This window comes from Thioclava sp. F28-4 (assembly GCF_002020045.1).
Classification (GTDB): Bacteria; Pseudomonadota; Alphaproteobacteria; order Rhodobacterales; family Rhodobacteraceae; genus Thioclava; species Thioclava sediminum.
Genome location: NZ_MPZQ01000001.1, coordinates 647,005 through 664,045 on the forward strand (window position 1 = coordinate 647,005; position 17,041 = coordinate 664,045).

The 17,041-nt window shown below is 65.9% G+C and carries 16 protein-coding genes and 2 tRNA genes; 8 read left to right on the forward strand and 10 right to left on the reverse strand.

Going from position 1 to position 17,041, the window contains the following annotated elements; genetic code table 11:
* The first annotated feature begins 56 nt into the window (after positions 1-56).
* Entirely contained in the window at positions 57-953 is an 897-nt protein-coding gene (gene purU / locus BMI87_RS02860) for a formyltetrahydrofolate deformylase (protein ID WP_078519644.1), read from the forward strand.
* Here the strand turns inward: purU and BMI87_RS02865 are convergent, their stop codons facing one another.
* The gene (locus tag BMI87_RS02865) at positions 954-1,490 is read right to left on the reverse strand and encodes a 5-formyltetrahydrofolate cyclo-ligase (RefSeq protein ID WP_078519645.1); all 537 of its coding nucleotides are present in this window, start codon (positions 1,488-1,490) and stop codon (positions 954-956) included.
* Entirely contained in the window at positions 1,487-2,872 is a 1,386-nt protein-coding gene (mgtE, locus tag BMI87_RS02870; protein ID WP_078519646.1) for a magnesium transporter, read from the reverse strand. The genes BMI87_RS02865 and mgtE overlap by 4 nt, the downstream gene beginning before the upstream one ends.
* A gap of 146 nt (positions 2,873-3,018) precedes the next feature.
* Here mgtE and guaD point away from each other — a divergent pair, with 146 nt between their 5' ends.
* Positions 3,019-4,302: a guanine deaminase gene (gene guaD / locus BMI87_RS02875; RefSeq protein WP_078519647.1), complete on the forward strand. Its 1,284-nt coding sequence runs from the start codon at positions 3,019-3,021 to the stop codon at positions 4,300-4,302.
* The gene (locus tag BMI87_RS02880) at positions 4,299-5,030 is read left to right on the forward strand and encodes a hypothetical protein (RefSeq protein WP_146681487.1); all 732 of its coding nucleotides are present in this window, start codon (positions 4,299-4,301) and stop codon (positions 5,028-5,030) included. Before guaD ends, BMI87_RS02880 begins: the two co-directional genes overlap by 4 nt.
* Here BMI87_RS02880 and BMI87_RS02885 read toward each other — a convergent pair.
* From BMI87_RS02885 to BMI87_RS02915, 7 genes are all read right to left on the reverse strand, one after another.
* Positions 5,020-6,357, reverse strand: a complete 1,338-nt coding sequence (locus tag BMI87_RS02885) for an 8-oxoguanine deaminase (protein WP_078519649.1) — start codon at positions 6,355-6,357, stop codon at positions 5,020-5,022. The genes BMI87_RS02880 and BMI87_RS02885 overlap by 11 nt on opposite strands.
* 66 nt (positions 6,358-6,423) lie before the next feature.
* Positions 6,424-6,990 carry a peroxidase-related enzyme gene (locus BMI87_RS02890; RefSeq protein ID WP_078519650.1) on the reverse strand — a complete coding sequence of 189 codons (567 nt, stop codon included), beginning with the start codon at positions 6,988-6,990 and terminating at the stop codon, positions 6,424-6,426.
* A gap of 76 nt (positions 6,991-7,066) precedes the next feature.
* Entirely contained in the window at positions 7,067-7,876 is an 810-nt protein-coding gene (gene xth, locus BMI87_RS02895) for an exodeoxyribonuclease III (protein WP_078519651.1), read from the reverse strand.
* A gap of 66 nt (positions 7,877-7,942) precedes the next feature.
* Positions 7,943-8,554, reverse strand: coding sequence for an inner membrane-spanning protein YciB (locus BMI87_RS02900; protein ID WP_078519652.1), 612 nt, complete (start codon positions 8,552-8,554; stop codon positions 7,943-7,945).
* Between the two features lie 6 nt (positions 8,555-8,560).
* Positions 8,561-9,463: an EamA family transporter gene (locus tag BMI87_RS02905; protein ID WP_078519653.1), complete on the reverse strand. Its 903-nt coding sequence runs from the start codon at positions 9,461-9,463 to the stop codon at positions 8,561-8,563.
* Positions 9,464-9,642: 179 nt separating this feature from the next.
* Complete coding sequence (gene ftsY / locus BMI87_RS02910) at positions 9,643-10,935, reverse strand: signal recognition particle-docking protein FtsY (RefSeq protein WP_078519654.1); 1,293 nt, start codon at positions 10,933-10,935, stop codon at positions 9,643-9,645.
* A gap of 55 nt (positions 10,936-10,990) precedes the next feature.
* Positions 10,991-11,629, reverse strand: coding sequence for a lysoplasmalogenase family protein (locus tag BMI87_RS02915; RefSeq protein ID WP_078519655.1), 639 nt, complete (start codon positions 11,627-11,629; stop codon positions 10,991-10,993).
* A gap of 122 nt (positions 11,630-11,751) precedes the next feature.
* Between BMI87_RS02915 and BMI87_RS02920 the strand changes: the two genes are divergently transcribed.
* Together BMI87_RS02920 and BMI87_RS02925 are read left to right on the forward strand one after the other, a co-directional pair.
* Positions 11,752-12,945 carry an alkane 1-monooxygenase gene (locus BMI87_RS02920; RefSeq protein WP_246832630.1) on the forward strand — a complete coding sequence of 398 codons (1,194 nt, stop codon included), beginning with the start codon at positions 11,752-11,754 and terminating at the stop codon, positions 12,943-12,945.
* Positions 12,946-13,000: 55 nt separating this feature from the next.
* The gene (locus BMI87_RS02925; protein WP_078519656.1) at positions 13,001-13,423 is read left to right on the forward strand and encodes a hypothetical protein; all 423 of its coding nucleotides are present in this window, start codon (positions 13,001-13,003) and stop codon (positions 13,421-13,423) included.
* Between the two features lie 3 nt (positions 13,424-13,426).
* On the opposite strand, the gene xseA is transcribed toward BMI87_RS02925, so the two are convergent.
* A complete protein-coding gene (gene xseA, locus BMI87_RS02930) occupies positions 13,427-15,007 on the reverse strand; it encodes an exodeoxyribonuclease VII large subunit (RefSeq protein ID WP_078519657.1) in 1,581 nt (526 codons plus the stop codon).
* Between the two features lie 93 nt (positions 15,008-15,100).
* On the opposite strand from xseA, the gene purD reads away from it, so the two are divergent.
* The 3 genes from purD to BMI87_RS02945 all read left to right on the forward strand — a co-directional run bounded on the left by purD (position 15,101) and on the right by BMI87_RS02945 (position 16,968).
* The gene (gene purD / locus BMI87_RS02935; RefSeq protein ID WP_078519658.1) at positions 15,101-16,366 is read left to right on the forward strand and encodes a phosphoribosylamine--glycine ligase; all 1,266 of its coding nucleotides are present in this window, start codon (positions 15,101-15,103) and stop codon (positions 16,364-16,366) included.
* A 430-nt stretch (positions 16,367-16,796) separates the two neighbouring features.
* Positions 16,797-16,871: transfer RNA gene (locus tag BMI87_RS02940), tRNA-Gly, on the forward strand.
* Positions 16,872-16,893: 22 nt separating this feature from the next.
* Positions 16,894-16,968: transfer RNA gene (locus BMI87_RS02945), tRNA-Gly, on the forward strand.
* Positions 16,969-17,041: the final 73 nt, after the last annotated feature.

The following is a 17,041-nucleotide window of genomic DNA, read 5'->3' on the forward strand; positions in this document are numbered from 1 at the left end:
GTGTCCCCACCCCCGGCGCGCTAGGAAACCGGGCGAAAGATCAAAAGGGATGCGACATGACCCAGACTGCCGACGCTTACGTTCTCACCGTTGCCTGCCCCTCGACGCGGGGGATCGTCGCGGGGATCGCGAACGTGTTGGCCGATCAGGGCTGCAACATCACCGACTCGCATCAGTATGACGACCCGAAGACGGGCCAGTTCTTCATGCGCGTCAGCTTCGTCTCCGAGAAGGGCAAGGATGCCGAGGCGATCCGCGCCGCCTTCGAGCCAGTCGCCAAGGATTTCGAGATGGACTGGGCGGTCCGCGACTCCCGCGAGAAGATGAAGGTTCTGGTGATGGTGTCGAATTTCGGCCACTGCCTGAACGACCTTCTCTACCGCTGGCGCATCGGTGCGCTGCCGATCGAGATCGTGGGCGTGGTGTCGAACCACATGACCTATCAGAAGGTCGTCGTGAACCATGACCTGCCCTTCCACCACATCAAGGTGACGAAAGAGAACAAGCCCGAGGCCGAGAAGCGTCTTCTGGACGTGGTCGATGAATCGGGTGCGGAACTGATCGTGCTCGCGCGCTACATGCAAATCCTGTCGGATGCTCTGTGCCAGAAGATGTCGGGCCGGATCATCAACATCCACCACTCCTTCCTGCCGAGCTTCAAGGGTGCGAACCCCTACAAGCAGGCCTATGAGCGTGGTGTGAAGCTGATCGGGGCGACCTCGCATTACGTGACCGCCGATCTCGACGAAGGCCCGATCATCGAGCAGGATACCGTGCGCATCACCCATGCGCAGAGCCCGTCGGATTACGTCTCGCTGGGCCGCGATGTCGAGGCGCAGGTGCTTTCGCGCGCGATCCACGCCCATGTGCAACACAGGGTGTTCCTCAACGACAGCAAGACGGTGGTCTTCCCGGCCTCGCCCGGTGCCTACGCCTCCGAGCGGATGGGCTGATCAGAGATGTAGGATGCCCGCCTCGGTCACGATCATGTCGAGAGGCTGATCGGTCGGCTCGGTGGGCACCTCCAGCACTTCCTGCGCCGCAAAGGCGAAACCGATCGCGGTGACGGGACCGCGTGCGCGCAGCCCCTCCAGCGTGCGGTCGTAAAAGCCTCCGCCATAGCCCAGCCGATAGCCCTGCGCGTCGAAAGCCAGTAGCGGCACGATCAGCACCTCGGGCGTGATCTCTTCGCCTTCTGCCGGGATATGCGCCCCGAACGCGCCCGCGATCATCTCGGTCTCGGGCGTCCAGCGGTGAAAGACAAGAGGCTGCGCCTCCGCGACCACCACCGGCAGACAGAGCGGCCCGCCATGGGCGACCATCGCCGGGCGCGGATCGGGCTCGGTGCGGATCGGCCAATAGCCCGCCAGCACCTTGCCCGCGAAAGGCTCTAGCGCCGCGGTCAGCGCACGGGTCGCAGCGCCGTCATCGGCAGCATGGGCGGCCTTGCGCGCCGCGAAAGCGTCCTTGCGCGCGAGATCCTTGCTCATAGCAGCACGACGGAGGCGAGGCCGAGGAAGGCGAAGAAGCCCACCACATCGGTCATCGTCGTGACGAAGGTGCCCGAGGCCAGCGCCGGGTCCGCGCCGAGTTTCTCCAGCGCGAGCGGGATCAGGATGCCCGACAAGGCAGCCACCACGAGGTTGATCACCATCGCCAGCCCGATCACGATGCCAAGCTGCGCGCCCGAGAACCAGAAGGCGGCCACCGCGCCCATCACCACCGCGAAGGCCAGACCGTTGAGAAGCCCCACGATGGCTTCCCGTCGCACGACCCGCCAGACGTTGCTGTCGGTCAGATCGCGGGTCGCCAGCGCGCGCACCGCCACCGTCAGGGTCTGGGTGCCCGCATTGCCGCCCATCGAGGCCACGATCGGCATTAGCACGGCGAGCGCCACAAGTTGCTGGATCGTACCCTCGAAGATCGAGATCACCGCCGAGGCGAGAATAGCCGTCAGGAGGTTAATGAAGAGCCACGGCAGGCGCTGACGCACGGTTTCCAGAACGGTATCCGAGATCGCGGATTCATCGCCCACACCGGCGAGGCGGAGGATGTCTTCCTCGTGTTCCTCGTCGAGGACCGACATGGCGTCATCGATGGTAATCACGCCGACGAGGCGGTCGTCTTCATCCACAACCGGGGCCGAGATCAGGTGATACTGGTTGAACGCATAGGCCACGTCGCCCTCGTCCTGATAGGCCGAGATCTTGCGGAACTCTTCCTCGCAAATCTCGATCAGCTTCGAGGCGCGCGGGGCGGACAGGATCCGTCCCAGAGTGACATTGCCGACCGGATGATGGCCCGGATCGACGAGGGTCACGTGATAGAACTGGTCGGGCAGCCATTTGGCTTTCCGCAGAAAGTCGATCGTCTCGCCCACCGTCCAATGCTCGGGCGCGGTCACGACCTCGCGCTGCATCAAGCGACCGGCGGAATATTCGGGATAGCCCAGCGATTTCTCGACTGCGGCCCGGTCGGTCTCGTCGAGCGCGCCGAGGATCGCTTCCTGCTGCGGCTCCTCAAGGTCTTCGATCAGGTCGACGACGTCATCGGAATCGAGCTCACGGACAGCGTCGGCCAGAACTTCGGGCGGCAGGCTCGCGAGAACCTCCTCGCGGATACCCTCATCGATCTCGGTCAGGATCTCGCCGTCGATCTGGCGGCCCCAGAGGCGCAGAATCTCGCGCCGTTCATGGCCGGAGACCTGCTCGATAAGGTCGGCGATATCGGCGGCGTGCAAGGGCTCGAGCAGCTCGCTCAGGCGATCTGCATCTTCCTGCTCGACGGCATCGAGAATTTCCTCGACCAGCTCTCCGCTCAGCCGATAATCCTCTTCCTCGCGCTCTGTCTCTTCGGCAAGTGCTTCGGCCATGTCGCCCCCATTCCGATCGCGCGTGAAACATAGCTGTTTTCTCGCAGATGGACAGGGGGTCGGCGGCGAAAAAGAAGCGCCGCCACGGCAGAGATTTACCTTCGCCCCGCCCCGCCCTAGCATGGCGCGTCGGACAGGAGAGAATGATGGCTGAGCTGCACCTTGGGCAGGTTCTGGAATACCGTGGCGACGCGCTTGTCGAAGGGCCGGAGGCGGTCACGCACCGGCGCCGCGGCGGTATGCTGATCGACGGCGGTATGATCGCCGCCGTGGGCGAGGCCGACGATCTGCGCGACGCCCATCCGCAGGCCGAGATCATCGATCATGGCGATCATCTCCTGTCGCCCGGTTTCGTCGATGCTCATGTGCATTACCCGCAGACCGCGATCGTCGCGAGCTGGGGCAAGCGGCTGATCGACTGGCTCAACACCTATACTTTCCCCGAAGAGATTTCCTTCGCCGATCCCGCCCATGCCGAGGAGATCGCGACCCGCTATCTCGATCTGGCGCTGATGAACGGAACGACATCGATGTGCAGCTATTGCACGATCCATCCCGCCAGCGTCGAAGCCTTCTTCACCGCCGCCAAGGCCCGCGGAATGCGCGCCGCGGCGGGCAAGACCTGCATGGATCGCCACGCCCCCGAGGCTTTGCGCGACACCCCGCAATCGGCCTATGACGACAGCCGCATCCTCTTGCAGAAGTGGCACGGGACTGGCCGGCTGAGCTATGTCATCACGCCGCGCTTCTCGCCCACCTCGTCGGCGGATCAGCTTTGCGCTCTGGGCGCGCTCTGGGCGGAGCATCCCGATTGCCTGATGCAGACCCATCTGAGCGAGCAGGTGGACGAGATCGCATGGGTGCGCGAGCTATATCCCACCGCACGCGACTATCTCGACACTTACGAGACTTATGGCCTGCTGGGCGAGAACGCGCTTTACGGCCACGCGATCCATCTGGAACCGCGCGAGGCCGACCGGATCAAGGAGGTCGGCGCGGCGCTGATCCATTGCCCGACCTCGAACACCTTCATCGGCTCGGGGCTGTTCGACTGGCCGACGCGTCTGGCCGAGGGGCAGCGGATCGGGCTGGCCACCGATACCGGCGGCGGGTCGAGCTTTTCGATGCTGCGCACGATGGCCGCCGCCTATGAGATCGGGCAGCTGACGCATCAGCCGCTGCACCCCGCGCAGCTTTGGTGGCTGGCCACGCAAGGCTCGGCCAAGTCGATGCGGATGGGCGACAAGATCGGTGCGCTGGCGCCGGGGATGGAGGCAGATTTCATCGCCGTCGACCTCGCCTCGACGCTTGCTATTTCGCAGCGTGCCGACCGTGCGGAGGATATCTGGGAGACGATCTTCCCGACGATCATGATGGGCGACGACCGCGCGATCGCGGGCACATGGGTCGCGGGCAAGCGGCTGCATTGAACGATCCGGCCTTCGAGAGGATCTACGCCCGCGCGCCCTTCACCATCGATTTTCTCGACGGCGGGGGCAATGATCTGGTGATCTCCTTCGCCTCGATCGGCCATGACCCAAGCCGCCCGCCCGCACCGGAATTCGTCGCCACCGCCACAGGGCGCGGCACGCCCGGCTTCCCGCGCCGCGCGCTGTTCATCAGCGACGAAAGCCGCAGCTGGGCAAACGATCCGGGTTTCGCCCCCGCCCTGCGCGCCGCCTTGGCAGAGGTCACGCGCCGCCGCCCCGTCACCCGCATCGCAGCCATTGGCCTCTCGATGGGCGCGGTCTCGGGGCTGGTCGCGGCTGAGGTGATCCCGGTCAATGTGGTGCTCGCATTGTCGCCGCAAGTCTCAGTCAAACCGGGCGTTGTGCCCGGCGAGACGCGCTGGAGCGAATGGACCTCTCGGATCGGAACATTCGCCCGCGAGACCACCCCGCTTCCGCCTGCGCCTTGCTGGGCGATCCTGTGCCACGGCGCGCATGACGATCTGGATCAGGCCATGCCCTTCCCGCGCGCGTCAAATGTCGACCACCTGATCTTCCCCGCTCTTGGCCATTCCGACCTCGGGCCGCATCTGAAGGCGCGCGGTGGGCTATCGGGGCTGATGGAGGCCGCCCTTGCAGGCGACCGTCGCCGCCTGCTGCGGATCGCGAGCGCCGCCGGGGCCGTGCGGCGCGAGAAGTTCAGCCCATAAGCCGTGCCGCGAGACGGTTCTGCGTCTCGATCACCCGCGGCAGGTCGATGGTCACCACCTGCCCATCGCGCACCACCTGACGACCCTCGACGAAGAGATGCTTCACCTTGGGCGGCCCGCACAGCACCAGCGCCGCGACCGGATCCCAAGCCCCCGCCGCCTCCAGCCCCGAGACATCCCAGATCGCCACATCCGCGCGTTTTCCGGGCGCGATCACCCCGCAATCGGGCCGGCCCAGCACCTGCGCCCCGCCCAAAGTCGCGATTTCCAGCGCCTCGCGCGCGGCCATCGCATCGGCGCCGTTTTGCACCCGCTGCAACAGCATCGCCATGCGCGCCTCACCGATGAGGCTCCCTGCATCGTTCGAGGCCGAGCCATCGACGCCCAGCGCCACTTTCACCCCCGCATCGCGCATCTGCCGCACCGGCGCGATGCCCGAGCCCAGACGGCAATTCGAGCACGGACAATGCGCAACACCCGTCTTCGTGCGCGCGAACAGGTCGATCTCGCCCGCATCCAGCTTCACGCAATGCGCGTGCCAGACATCCTCGCCGGTCCAACCGAGATCTTCAGCATATTGCCCCGGACGGCAGCCGAATTGCTCCAAGCTGTAGGAAATATCCTCGTCATTCTCGGCCAGATGGGTGTGCAGCATCACGCCCTTGTCGCGCGCCAGCAGCGCCGCGTCGCGCATCAGTTCGCGCGAGACTGAAAACGGCGAACAGGGCGCTATGCCCACCCGGCACATCGAGCCCTCGCCCGCATCGTGGAACGCATCGACGACCCGGATGCAGTCGTTCAGGATAGCGTCCTCGCGCTCCACCAGACTATCGGGCGGCAGGCCACCATCGCTCTCGCCGATGCTCATCGCGCCGCGCGTGGGGTGAAAGCGCAGGCCCAGCTCGGCGGCGGCGTGGATCGTGTCCTCCAGCCGCGCGCCATTCGGATACATATACAGGTGATCGGAACTGGTGGTGCAGCCGGTCAGCGCCAGCTCCGCGAGCCCCACCTGCGCCGAGACGCGGATTTCCTCGGGGCCCATCTTCGCCCAGATCGGGTAAAGCGTCTGCAGCCAGCCAAAAAGCAGCGCATCCTGTCCGCCCGGCACCGCGCGGGTCAACGTCTGGTAGAGATGGTGATGGGTGTTCACGAGGCCCGGCGTAACGACGCAGCCCTTGGCCTCGACCACCTCGCCCGTGCTTTCCAGCCTCGGCCCGACGGCGGCGATCTGCCCGTCGCGCAGCAGCAGATCCGCGCCCTTCAGCTCGCGCCGGGTGCCGTCCATCGTGACGATCACCTCGGCGCCCCGGATCAAGATCTCGCCCATCGCGCGCTCCTACTGGCTGGTTTCGCCAGAGCCTAGACCGCGCGGATGGGCGAAGACCAGAGGCGCTCAGCGCCCCATCGCGTAGAACTCGGGGTTCGGCGGGATCGCGGCCATGTTCACCAAGCGGTTCGACAGGCCGAAAAACGCCGTGATTGCGCCGATATCCCAGATATCGTCATCGGTGAAGCCATGGGCGCGCAGCGCTTCGTAATCGGCCTCCTCGACCTCCTGCGCGCGCAGGCTCACCTTCATCGCAAAGTCGAGCATCGCACGTTGGCGCGGCGTGATCTCGGACTTGCGGTAATTCACCGCGACCTGATCGGCGATCAGCGGGTTCTTGGCGCGGATACGCAGGATCGCGCCGTGCGCAATCACGCAATATTGGCACTCATTGGCCGCCGAGGTCGCCACCACGATCATCTCGCGCTCGGCGATGGTCAGGTTGCCGGGCTTCTCCATCAGCGCGTCATGATAGGCGAAGAAGGCGCGACACTCGTCGGGCCGATGCGCCAGCGCGAGGAAGATGTTCGGGATGAACCCGGCCTTCTCGTGAACCGCCTCGATCCGCGTGCGGATATCCTCGGGCATGTCGGCGAGTTTCGGCACCGGATGCCGGCTGATCTTGTCTTGCATGTGGGGTCTCCTCTCTTCCGCCGCCACTATGCACAGGAGCGACGGGGCCGAGGAAATGACGTTGCGGCAATCGCGCTCAGAGGTCGAGCGTGATCCAGACCGGCACGTGATCCGAGGGCTTGTCGCGGCCGCGAATTTCCTTGTCGATGCCGACATCGCGCAACAGATCCGCCGCCTGCGGCGACAACAGCAGATGGTCGATCCGGATGCCGTTATTCTTCTGCCAGGCGCCCGCCTGATAGTCCCAGAACGAGTAATGTCCCGGCCCTTGCACGCGGGCGCGGAACGCCTCGGTAAAGCCGAGATTGAGGATACGGCGGAAGGCTTCGCGGCTTTGCGGCAGCGCCAGCGCATCACCGCGCCACGCATCGGGTTTCGCGGCATCCTCGTCCTGCGGGATGATGTTGTAATCGCCCGCCATCACGAAGGGCTCTTCCAGCGCCAGAAGCTCTTCCGCGCGCGCCTTCATCCGCTCCATCCATGACAGCTTGTAAGCGTATTTGCCGCCTTCGACGGGCTGGCCCGCATCGTCCAGCTCCACCGGATTGCCATTGGGCAGATAGAGCCCACAGAGCCGCACCGCGCCCTTGTCGCCGACCACGGTGGCCTCGATCCAGCGCGCCTGTTCGTCGCCCTCGTCCCCAGGCAGGCCGCGCGTCACATCCTCCAAGGGCAGCTTCGAGAGGATCGCGACGCCGTTGAAGCTTTTCTGGCCATGGGTCTCGACGGAATAGCCCAGCTCTTCGAAGATTTCGCGAGGGAAGCCCTCGTCGACCGACTTGATCTCCTGCAGCAAAGCCACGTCGGGCTCGGCTTCCTTCAGCCAATCGACCAGCGCCTGATGGCGCGCCTTGATGCCGTTGATGTTGAAGGTGGCGATTTTCATGAGCGGCTCCGGGTTTGGCAGTCGCGAAAGGTGTAACGGATCGCGGCGGGCGCGGACAGGGCGGAGTTAGCCCTCCTCGCTTTCCTCCGTATCGATCCCGTGACGCTCGAACAACTTGGCCTGCGACATGATGAAGGCGATCATGATGATCGGCAGACCGAAGGTCTTGAAATCGACCCAATGCGCGTCCGACATCGTGCGCCAGACGATCTCATTGGCCACGGCAAGGCCCAGAAACAGCCAGACGAAGCGCTTGGTCAGGATCATCCAGCCCTCATGCGCCATCGGCATCGCCTCGTTCATCACCAGTTGCAGCCACGCCTTGCCGCGCAGCAATCCGGCCCCGAGGATACCCGCGAACAGCAGGTAGATGATGGTGGGCTTCATCTTGAAGAAGGTCGGATCGTTCAGCCAGACCGACAGCCCGCCGAAGATCGCCACCAACACGAGCGTCGCGATCTGCATCGCCGAGAGCTTGCCGGTCAGCAGCCACAGGATCAGCGTCGTCGCCGCGATCAGCGGGATGAACAGCGCGGTGGCCACGACGAAGCCCGAATAGTCGGTGCCGAGGATCGTATAGGTGCCGTCCTTGAGCCGGTTGAAGGCGACGAAGAACACGATGAGCGGCCCCCAGTCGAGCGCCGCTTTCACCCAGGGGGAAATCTTTTTCTCTGCCATCTGCCTTTACCTGCCTGCTATCTCAACGATCACGGCCCCTGCCGCGATCAGCGCCATCAGAGCCGTGCGCCGCGGCCCCACTTTCTCGCCCAGCACGAGCCAGCCGATGAGCGCAGCGAAGACCGTGGACGTCTCGCGCAGCACCGCCGCCTCGCCCACCTTGTCGAGCCGTGTCGCCAACATGATCGAGCCAAAGGAGAAATAAGCAACAATCGCGCCGATAACACCCCTCTTGATGAGCGGCACCATTTCCGAACTCGGCAGTTTCGTCCAGCGCCGCGCGGTAAAGATCGGCATGAACCAGCCGTCGATGAAGAAGAACCACGCAAGGAAGGTGAACGGATCGGCGGTCGCGCGGATGCCATAGGCGTCATAGGTGGTGTAAAGCGCGACGAAGGCGCCGGTCGCCACGGCCAGCATCAGGGCGGGCACCATCGTGTCGCGATCGACCGTCACATTGCGCAGATTGTAAAGCGCTAGCCCGTATATGCCCGCCAGAAGCGTCGCCACCCCGGCCCATTGGCCGATCGTGAAATGCTCTCCGAAGATGAACCCCGCCCCGATGACCGCGAAAAGCGGCCCGGTGCCGCGCACCACCGGATAGACCACCGTATAGGCCCCACGCTGGTAACAGGCCGCCTGCAGCAGCTTGTAGGCGACATGGATGAAGAAGACGCCCACGAAGATCGGCCACATGAAAGGCTCGGGCCACGGCACGACGAAAAGCGCGAAGGGGGCTGCGATGATCCCGTAGCTCGCATCGATCGCGGCGCGGCTGAGCCAAGGATCGTGACGCCCCTTCTGCAGCGCCCCGAACAGCGCGTGAAGAAAGGCCGCGAGCAGCGCGAGGCCCAGCGCAAGGTGCTTGCCGGTCTCGGTGCCCGAAACGGAGATGATCCAGTCGCTCAAGGGGAAGTCCTTCGTGATCTCGGGGGCTAGGGGGCGCTGCCCCCGCTGGCCTTAGGGCCATTCACCCCCGGGATATTTCGACCAAGGGGAAGAGGAAAGGCGCATCCCTCTCTTCGCTCTTGCACAAATATCCCCGGGGGAGCGCGCAAGCGCGGGGGGCGGCGCCCCCCTTCGCGGTTTCAGTCTTCGAGACCGACGAGGGCCTGCGCGAATTCCTCCGGGTCGAAAGGTGCCAGATCGTCGAGCTGTTCGCCCACCCCGATCGCGTGGATCGGCAGGCCGAACTTGTCGGCCAGCGCCACCAGAACCCCGCCCTTCGCGGTGCCGTCGAGTTTGGTCATCACCAGCCCCGACACGTTCGAGATCTTGCGGAAGACATCGACCTGCTGCAGCGCGTTCTGTCCCGTCGTCGCATCGAGCACGAGAAGCGTGTTATGCGGCGCGCTCTCGTCGACCTTGCGGATCACGCGGACGATCTTGGCCAGCTCCTCCATCAGATCGGCGCGGTTCTGCAGGCGGCCTGCGGTGTCGATCATCAGCAGGTCCGCGCCTTCGGCCTCGGCCTTCTTCATCGCATCATAGGCGAGCGAGGCCGGGTCCGAGCCTTCGGGCGCGGTCAGGACCGGCACACCGGCGCGATCGCCCCAGACCTGCAGCTGTTCGACGGCGGCTGCGCGGAACGTGTCGCCCGCGGCGATCACGACCTGCTTGCCCGCGGCGCGGAATTGCGAGGCGAGCTTGCCGATCGTCGTGGTCTTGCCCGAGCCGTTGACGCCGACCACCAGCACGACCTGCGGCTTCTTGGGGTAAAGCGGCAGCGGTTTCGCGACCGGCTCCATGATCCGGGCGACCTCTTGGGCCAGAAGCCCCTTGATCTCGGAGACCGAGAGCTTGCGGCCCATCCGCCCCTCGGCGAGGTTCGCCGAGACGCGCAGCGCGGTGTCCACGCCCATGTCGGAGGCGATCAGCAATTCCTCGAGGCTCTCCAACATCTCGTCATCGAGGACGCGGCGCGGCTCGGCCACTTTCGCCTCGCCACCGCCGAAGATGCGCCCCAGAAGACCGGGCTTTTTCGGCTCGGGGCTGGGGCGCTCGGGCGCGGGCTCGACGTCGAGCGGCGCCTTGGCGATCTGCGCGTGTTCCTCCTCGACCGGTTCGGTCACCGGCGCGGGCACGTAACCGGGCGCAGGTGGCGTCGGATCGGGGAGGTTAATCGTCTCGCTGTGCCGCGGCTCGGGTTCGGGCTCAGGCTCTGCCTCGGGCTCCGGCGCGGGTTCGGCGCGGGTCCGCGGCGGGGCCGCTGGGGACGTCTCGGAGGGCGTCTCGGCGGGCGTCGCGGGCGCGGAAGGTTCCGGCGTCTCCGCGACCTCGTCTTCACTGGCCGCATTCTCGGCGACGATATCCTCGAGGCCCTGCTCGAGCTTCGAGGAGGAACGCGTCAGACGCGATTTGAGCTTTTTGAAAAACGACATGGATCAGGCCTTTCCTTACGCTCCACCTAGTTCATCGCAGGCCCGGATGGAAGGCTTATCCCCCGGCAAAACCCGATCCCGCGCCCCAGCCGATCAAGGCCTGACCGCCCCAGTAGAGCACCCAGAGCGCGCGCGCCGCCAGCTGTTTGCGGCCTGCGTCGCGCAACACGAACATCTCCAGCGCGAGGATCAGGTCGGAGAGGACGAAGGCGAGGCTGCCCACGATCACCATCAGATAACCCGCAGGCAGGCCCATCGCCACCGCCGCCATCGCCACGATGATCCAGATATAGCTGCGCACCGGCCAGCACAGCCCGCCCGTGCGCGGCAGAAGCCAGAACTCCGCCGAGAGCCCCAGGGCGATGAGCGGGATGGTCCAGGCGGAGGGCCGCGCACCGATGTCGAGGAAGCCCAGAAGATAGGCCAGATGCCCTGCCGCAAAGGCCGCCATGCCGATCAGGAAGGCGCGCTGGCCGGGACGCGACAGGGCGAAATCGCCCGCCGCCCCGAGCGCGAGACCTGCGAGGATCGCAAGCGGCGCGCCCATGGCCGCCGCCATCGGGATCAGCGCCACGACGGAGGCGGTCTTCACAAGGGTTTTCGCGCCGCTTTCCCCAGCGCCTGCATGGCGCGCGAGGTAGATCAGCGCGAAGACGGCGGCGATGAGGAGACTGATCGGGGCTGCGGGCATCATGGCCACATCTCGCGCAGAAAAGCCCGGCCGCCGCAAGCGGGGTCATAAAAGGGTCGAAATTGGCGAAAGAATAGCGCAAAACCCCTGCACTATTGAGAGTGAGCGAAGCGGACCCGCAGCACGTGACCCAAGGCAAAGACCCTTCACGCAAGCGCCGCCTGAGCGGAGCAATTGCCAATCTGCTGCGGCGGTCGCGCGAGATCCCCGGGGTCGACAGTTTCGCGGTCGTGACGCTTCTGCCGGTGCCGCTTCTGCTGGTGGCGGGCGTCTTCGGCGGGATCGCGGCCTGGGCGGCGCTGGTCTGGATCGGGCTGTGCATGTTCATCCTGGATGAGGCGCTGAAGCATCCCTCCCCCGATGCGCCGGAAGGCTCGGAATTCCCGGCAGCGGATGCGCTGTCGACGACGCTGGCGGTGGTGCATTTCGTGCTGCTCGTGCTCGGCGTGGCGGCGATGTCGGGGCATACGCTGCTGGAGGGGCCAAGCTGGATCGCGGTCTGGCTGGCCTTCGGGCTGTTCTTCGGGCAGGTGTCGAATTCGAACGCGCATGAGCTGATCCACCGCTCGGACAAACGGCTGTTTCTGCTGGGGAAATGGGTCTATATCTCGCTGCTCTTCGGGCATCACACCTCGGCGCATCGGCTCGTCCATCACCGTTTCGTCGCGACGCCGGACGATCCGAATTCCGCGCAGCTTGGCGAGGGGTTCTGGTCCTTTGCGCCGCGCGCCTGGATCGGCAGCTTCATCGGCGGCTACGAGATGGAGCGCAACCGCTTCGCCCGTCTGCCTGCGATCGATCCGAAAGCGCCGCTGAGCGCGCGGATCAAGGCGAGGATCGCGCGGCTCGGTCCCTACCCGTCCTATCTGCTGGGCGGGCTGTGGTTCGCGGTGCTGTTCGGGATGCTTTTCGGGGCCGAGGGCGTGGTGGCTTACCTGATGCTCTGCGCCTATGCGCAGGTGCAGATCCTGCTCGCCGATTACGTCCAGCATTACGGGTTGTCACGCAAGCGTCGAGGTGATGGCAGTTTCGATCCGGTCGATGCGCATCATAGCTGGGATGCACCCGCGCCGATCACCTCGCTGTGGATGCTCAACGCGCCGCGCCATTCGGATCACCACGCGCATCCGGCGCGGGAATACCCGGCGCTTCGTCTTGGCGATCTGACCGAGACGCAGCGGCCCGTCCTGCCGCGTAGCCTGCCCGCGATGGCGGCGCTGGCGCTGTTCCCGCCGCTCTGGCGCAAGGTCATGGACAAGCGCGTGAAAGCATTGGGCAAAGCGCAGCCAGTCGGCACCGAAGGGGCGAGCGCGCGCTAGGCAAGCGGGTCGCGATCTGGCAGGTTGGGTGAAAGACCTTGCCGGAGCCTCCCTTATGCGCCCGAACCCGATCCTAACTTTATCCCTTGCGGCCTTGGCCCTGATACCGACGCTGGCGACTGCGGCCGACCCGCTCGGTCCGCCCCTCAATGCAGAGCAATTCGATCAGCGCACCGTCGGGCGCACCATCACCTATTCGGTCTTCGGCCAGCCCTACGGCTCCGAGCAATACAAGCCCGGCCACAAGGTGATCTGGGCCTTCACCGAAAGCGAGTGCAAGGAAGGCGACTGGTATCAGGACGGGCAGTATATCTGCTTCGATTACGGCGAATACGCGCCGCTGCAATGCTGGACCTTCTACGACACGGCGCAGGGGCTGGTCGCGCAGTTCAAAGGCGATCCCTCGCAGGAGCCGCTGGTGAGCCTTTCGGAAAGCCACGACCCGCTGATCTGTCAGGGCCCGGATGTGGGCGTCTAAGCCTCAGAACAGGCTGCCCTGAGACGGGCCCGGATCGGGCTTTTTCTTCTTCGGCTTCGGCGCTGTCGCACTGCCGCCCCCGCCCGGGATCACCGCGAGCTTGCCATCGGCGAACTCGATCTCGAGGCCGGGCTGCTTTTCGGCCACCCCCTGCGAGGTCACCACGCCGTCGGGGCCGCGCACCACCGCATAGCCTCGCTTGAGCGTCTCTCGATAGCCCAGCGTCTGGCGCATCCGGTTGAGCCGGTCGAGCCGTTCGCGCTGCGCCTCGATCCGTGCGGGCAAGGAGCGCTCGAGCCGGGCTTCCAGCCCCGCCAGCCGCTCCGCCCCGTCGCGATTGCGCCGTTGCGCATCGCCGATCACCCGTAGGCGTGCCGCATCCAGCCGCCGCGCAAGCTGCGCGTGATCCTGGCCCGCGCGCCGCATCCGCGCCGCAGGCGCAGGCGCGAGCCGCGTCGACAGCCCCTCGATCTCGCGCGAGCGGTCCCGGATGAAGCGCCGCAGCAGGTTCGGCGAGATTTGCGCCGCCAGCGGCGCGAAACGGGTATTCTTGCGCAGGACCAGCGTGCGCAGTGCAGGGCCCAGCCGCTCGGCCCAGAGATCGAAGCTTTGCCGCGCCGGTTGCGTCAGCGCCTCGGGACGGCCCAGACCACGGGCCAGATCGCGCAGCCGCTGGCCGCGCTGATCGAGCCGCCCGCGCGCCGCCCGCATCATCCGCGTCTGCGCCTCCGACAGCCACGCGGCCAGTTCGGCGCGCACCGGCACCGCCATTTCCGCCGCCGCCGTGGGCGTAGGCGCACGCCGGTCGGCGGCGTGATCGACCAGCGTCGTATCGGTCTCGTGGCCCACCGCCGAGATCACGGGGATATCGCTTTCGGCGACGGCGCGGACCACAGCCTCTTCGTTGAAGCCCCAGAGGTCTTCGATCGAGCCGCCGCCGCGCGCGACGATAATCAAATCGGGGCGCGGGATCTCCCCGCCCGGCGCGAGTTCATTGAAGCCCCGCACCGCGCGCGCAACTTCCGGCGCACAGGCCTGCCCCTGCACCGCCACCGGCCAGATCAGCACATGGCGCGGGAAGCGATCGGCGAGCCTGTGCAGGATGTCACGGATCACCGCCCCCGAAGGCGAGGTCACCACGCCGATCACCTGCGGCAGCCACGGAATGGGCTTCTTGCGGCCCGCGTCGAACAGCCCCTTGGCGGCCAGCGCCTTGCGGCGCGCCTCCAGCATCGCCATCAGCGCACCCGCGCCCGCCGGTTCGACATTGTCGACGATCAGCTGATATTTCGACTGGCCCGCGAAAGTCGTCATCCGGCCCGTGGCGATGACCTCCATCCCCTCCTCGGGGCGGACCTGCATCTTCGCCACCTGCCCCTTCCAGCTGACGGCGGCGATCACCGAGCGGTCGTCCTTGAGATCGAAATACATATGACCCGAGCGCGGCATCGACACACGGCCGACTTCGCCGCGCACCCGGACGCGGCCGAATTCCCCCTCGATCACCCGCTTCACCGCCCCCGAAATCTCGGAGACCGTGTAGTCATGCGCGTTCGAGCCGTTTTCGTCGTCGAGAAGGTCCATATGCCTGCCTGCTTGAGCGTTGGTCCGGGGCGCCTTGCCTCAGGGTTTCGCGCAGCTTAGAAGGCGGGAAAGCGAAGGCCAAGGGGGCGAGCGATGAACATTCTGGTTCTGGGCGGCGGCGGGCGCGAACATGCGCTGGCTTGGGCGATCAAGCAAAATCCGAAATGCGACCGGCTGATCGTGGCCCCGGGCAATGCCGGGATCGCACAGATCGCCGATTGCGCGGCGATCGATCCGAACGATGCAGCGGCTGTGCTGGAACTCTGCGAGGCCAACGCGGTCGATTTCGTGGTGATCGGGCCGGAAGCCCCGCTGGCTGCGGGCGTGGCCGATGCACTGCGCGCGCAGAACATCCTGACCTTCGGCCCCTCGGCGGAGGCCGCGAAGCTGGAAGCCTCGAAAGCCTTCACGAAAGAGATTTGCGACGCCTGCAACGCGCCCACCGCAGCCTATGCCCGCTTCACCAGCGCGGAAGGCGCGAAGGGCTATGTCCGCGAACACGGCGCGCCGATCGTGGTCAAGGCCGACGGGCTGGCCGCGGGCAAAGGCGTGATCGTCGCGATGACGCTCGATGAGGCGTTCACGGGCATCGACGAGATTTTCGGCGGCGCGTTCGGAAGCGCGGGCGCGGAAGTCGTGATCGAGGAATTCATGGAGGGCGAGGAAGCCTCGCTCTTCGTGCTCTGCGATGGCGAAAATGTGCTGGCCGTGGGCGGCGCGCAGGATCACAAGCGTGTCGGCGAAGGCGATACCGGCCCGAACACCGGCGGCATGGGCGCCTATTCCCCCGCCCCGATCCTGAGCCCCGAGATCGAGGCGAAGGCGATGGACGAGATCGTGCGCCCCACCGTGGCCGAGATGGCCAAGCGCGGCACGCCGTTCCAGGGCGTGCTCTATGCCGGGCTGATGATCAAGGATGGCCAGCCGCGGCTGGTGGAATACAACGTGCGCTTCGGCGATCCCGAATGTCAGGTGCTGATGCTGCGGCTCGGCGCACAGGCGCTCGACCTGCTGCTGGCCTGTGCGGAAGGGCGTCTGGGCGAGGTGCAGGCGCAATGGGCGCCCGATCACGCGATGACCGTGGTGATGGCCGCGCAGGGCTATCCCGGCGCCTATGAAAAAGGCTCGGTGATCGGCGGGCTCGACGCGCTGCCCGAAGACGGCTCGCGCATGGTCTTCCACGCGGGCACCTCCGAGAAAGACGGACACGTCGTCGCAAGCGGCGGCCGCGTGCTTAACGTCACCGCCCGCGGCGAGAGCCTGCAGGAAGCGCGCGATCGGGCTTACGCAATGGTCGATGCGATCGACTGGCCCGAGGGCTTCTGTCGCCGCGATATCGGCTGGCGGGCGCTGAGCTGAGGCGTGACAGGGGGCGCTGCCCCCGCTCGCGTTCCGCGCGCCCCCCGGGATATTTCCACCAAGCCGAACGGGCGCAACGAAGTTTTAACGGCAATTGCGTTAAAAAGGATTCGCGGAACAGGCGGGGACGCCGATGACCGCCCAAGACGAACGTGCCCGGCTCGCCCGCCCTTCTGCGGATCGAGTCGGGCATTTTTCGTTTTCGGCTTGGGTCAAATATCCCGGGGGGCTGGCGCAGCCAGCGGGGGCAGAGCCCCCTCACCCGGCGCGTCCGAAGCTCGTCGGCTCGCTCTCCTCTTGCGTCACCAGGTGCTTGCAACGCGGCTTTACGACACCTGCCGAAACGTCAGGCAGGAATTTTCCCCTTCGCGCAAAATTTCCTCTTGCAGCCTACGCCGCTATCCCCTAAATCCGCCTCCACCGAACCGGCGCGGGCGTAGCTCAGGGGTAGAGCATAACCTTGCCAAGGTTAGGGTCGGGCGTTCGAATCGCCTCGCCCGCTCCAGTTCGGTCAAATACCCAAGGATGCGGGCGTAGCTCAGGGGTAGAGCATAACCTTGCCAAGGTTAGGGTCGGGCGTTCGAATCGCCTCGCCCGCTCCAATACAAAAAAGCCTCCCTTCGGGGAGGCTTTTGTTTTTCCGCCCCACTGCCCGTCAATCGACATGCCCCCGCT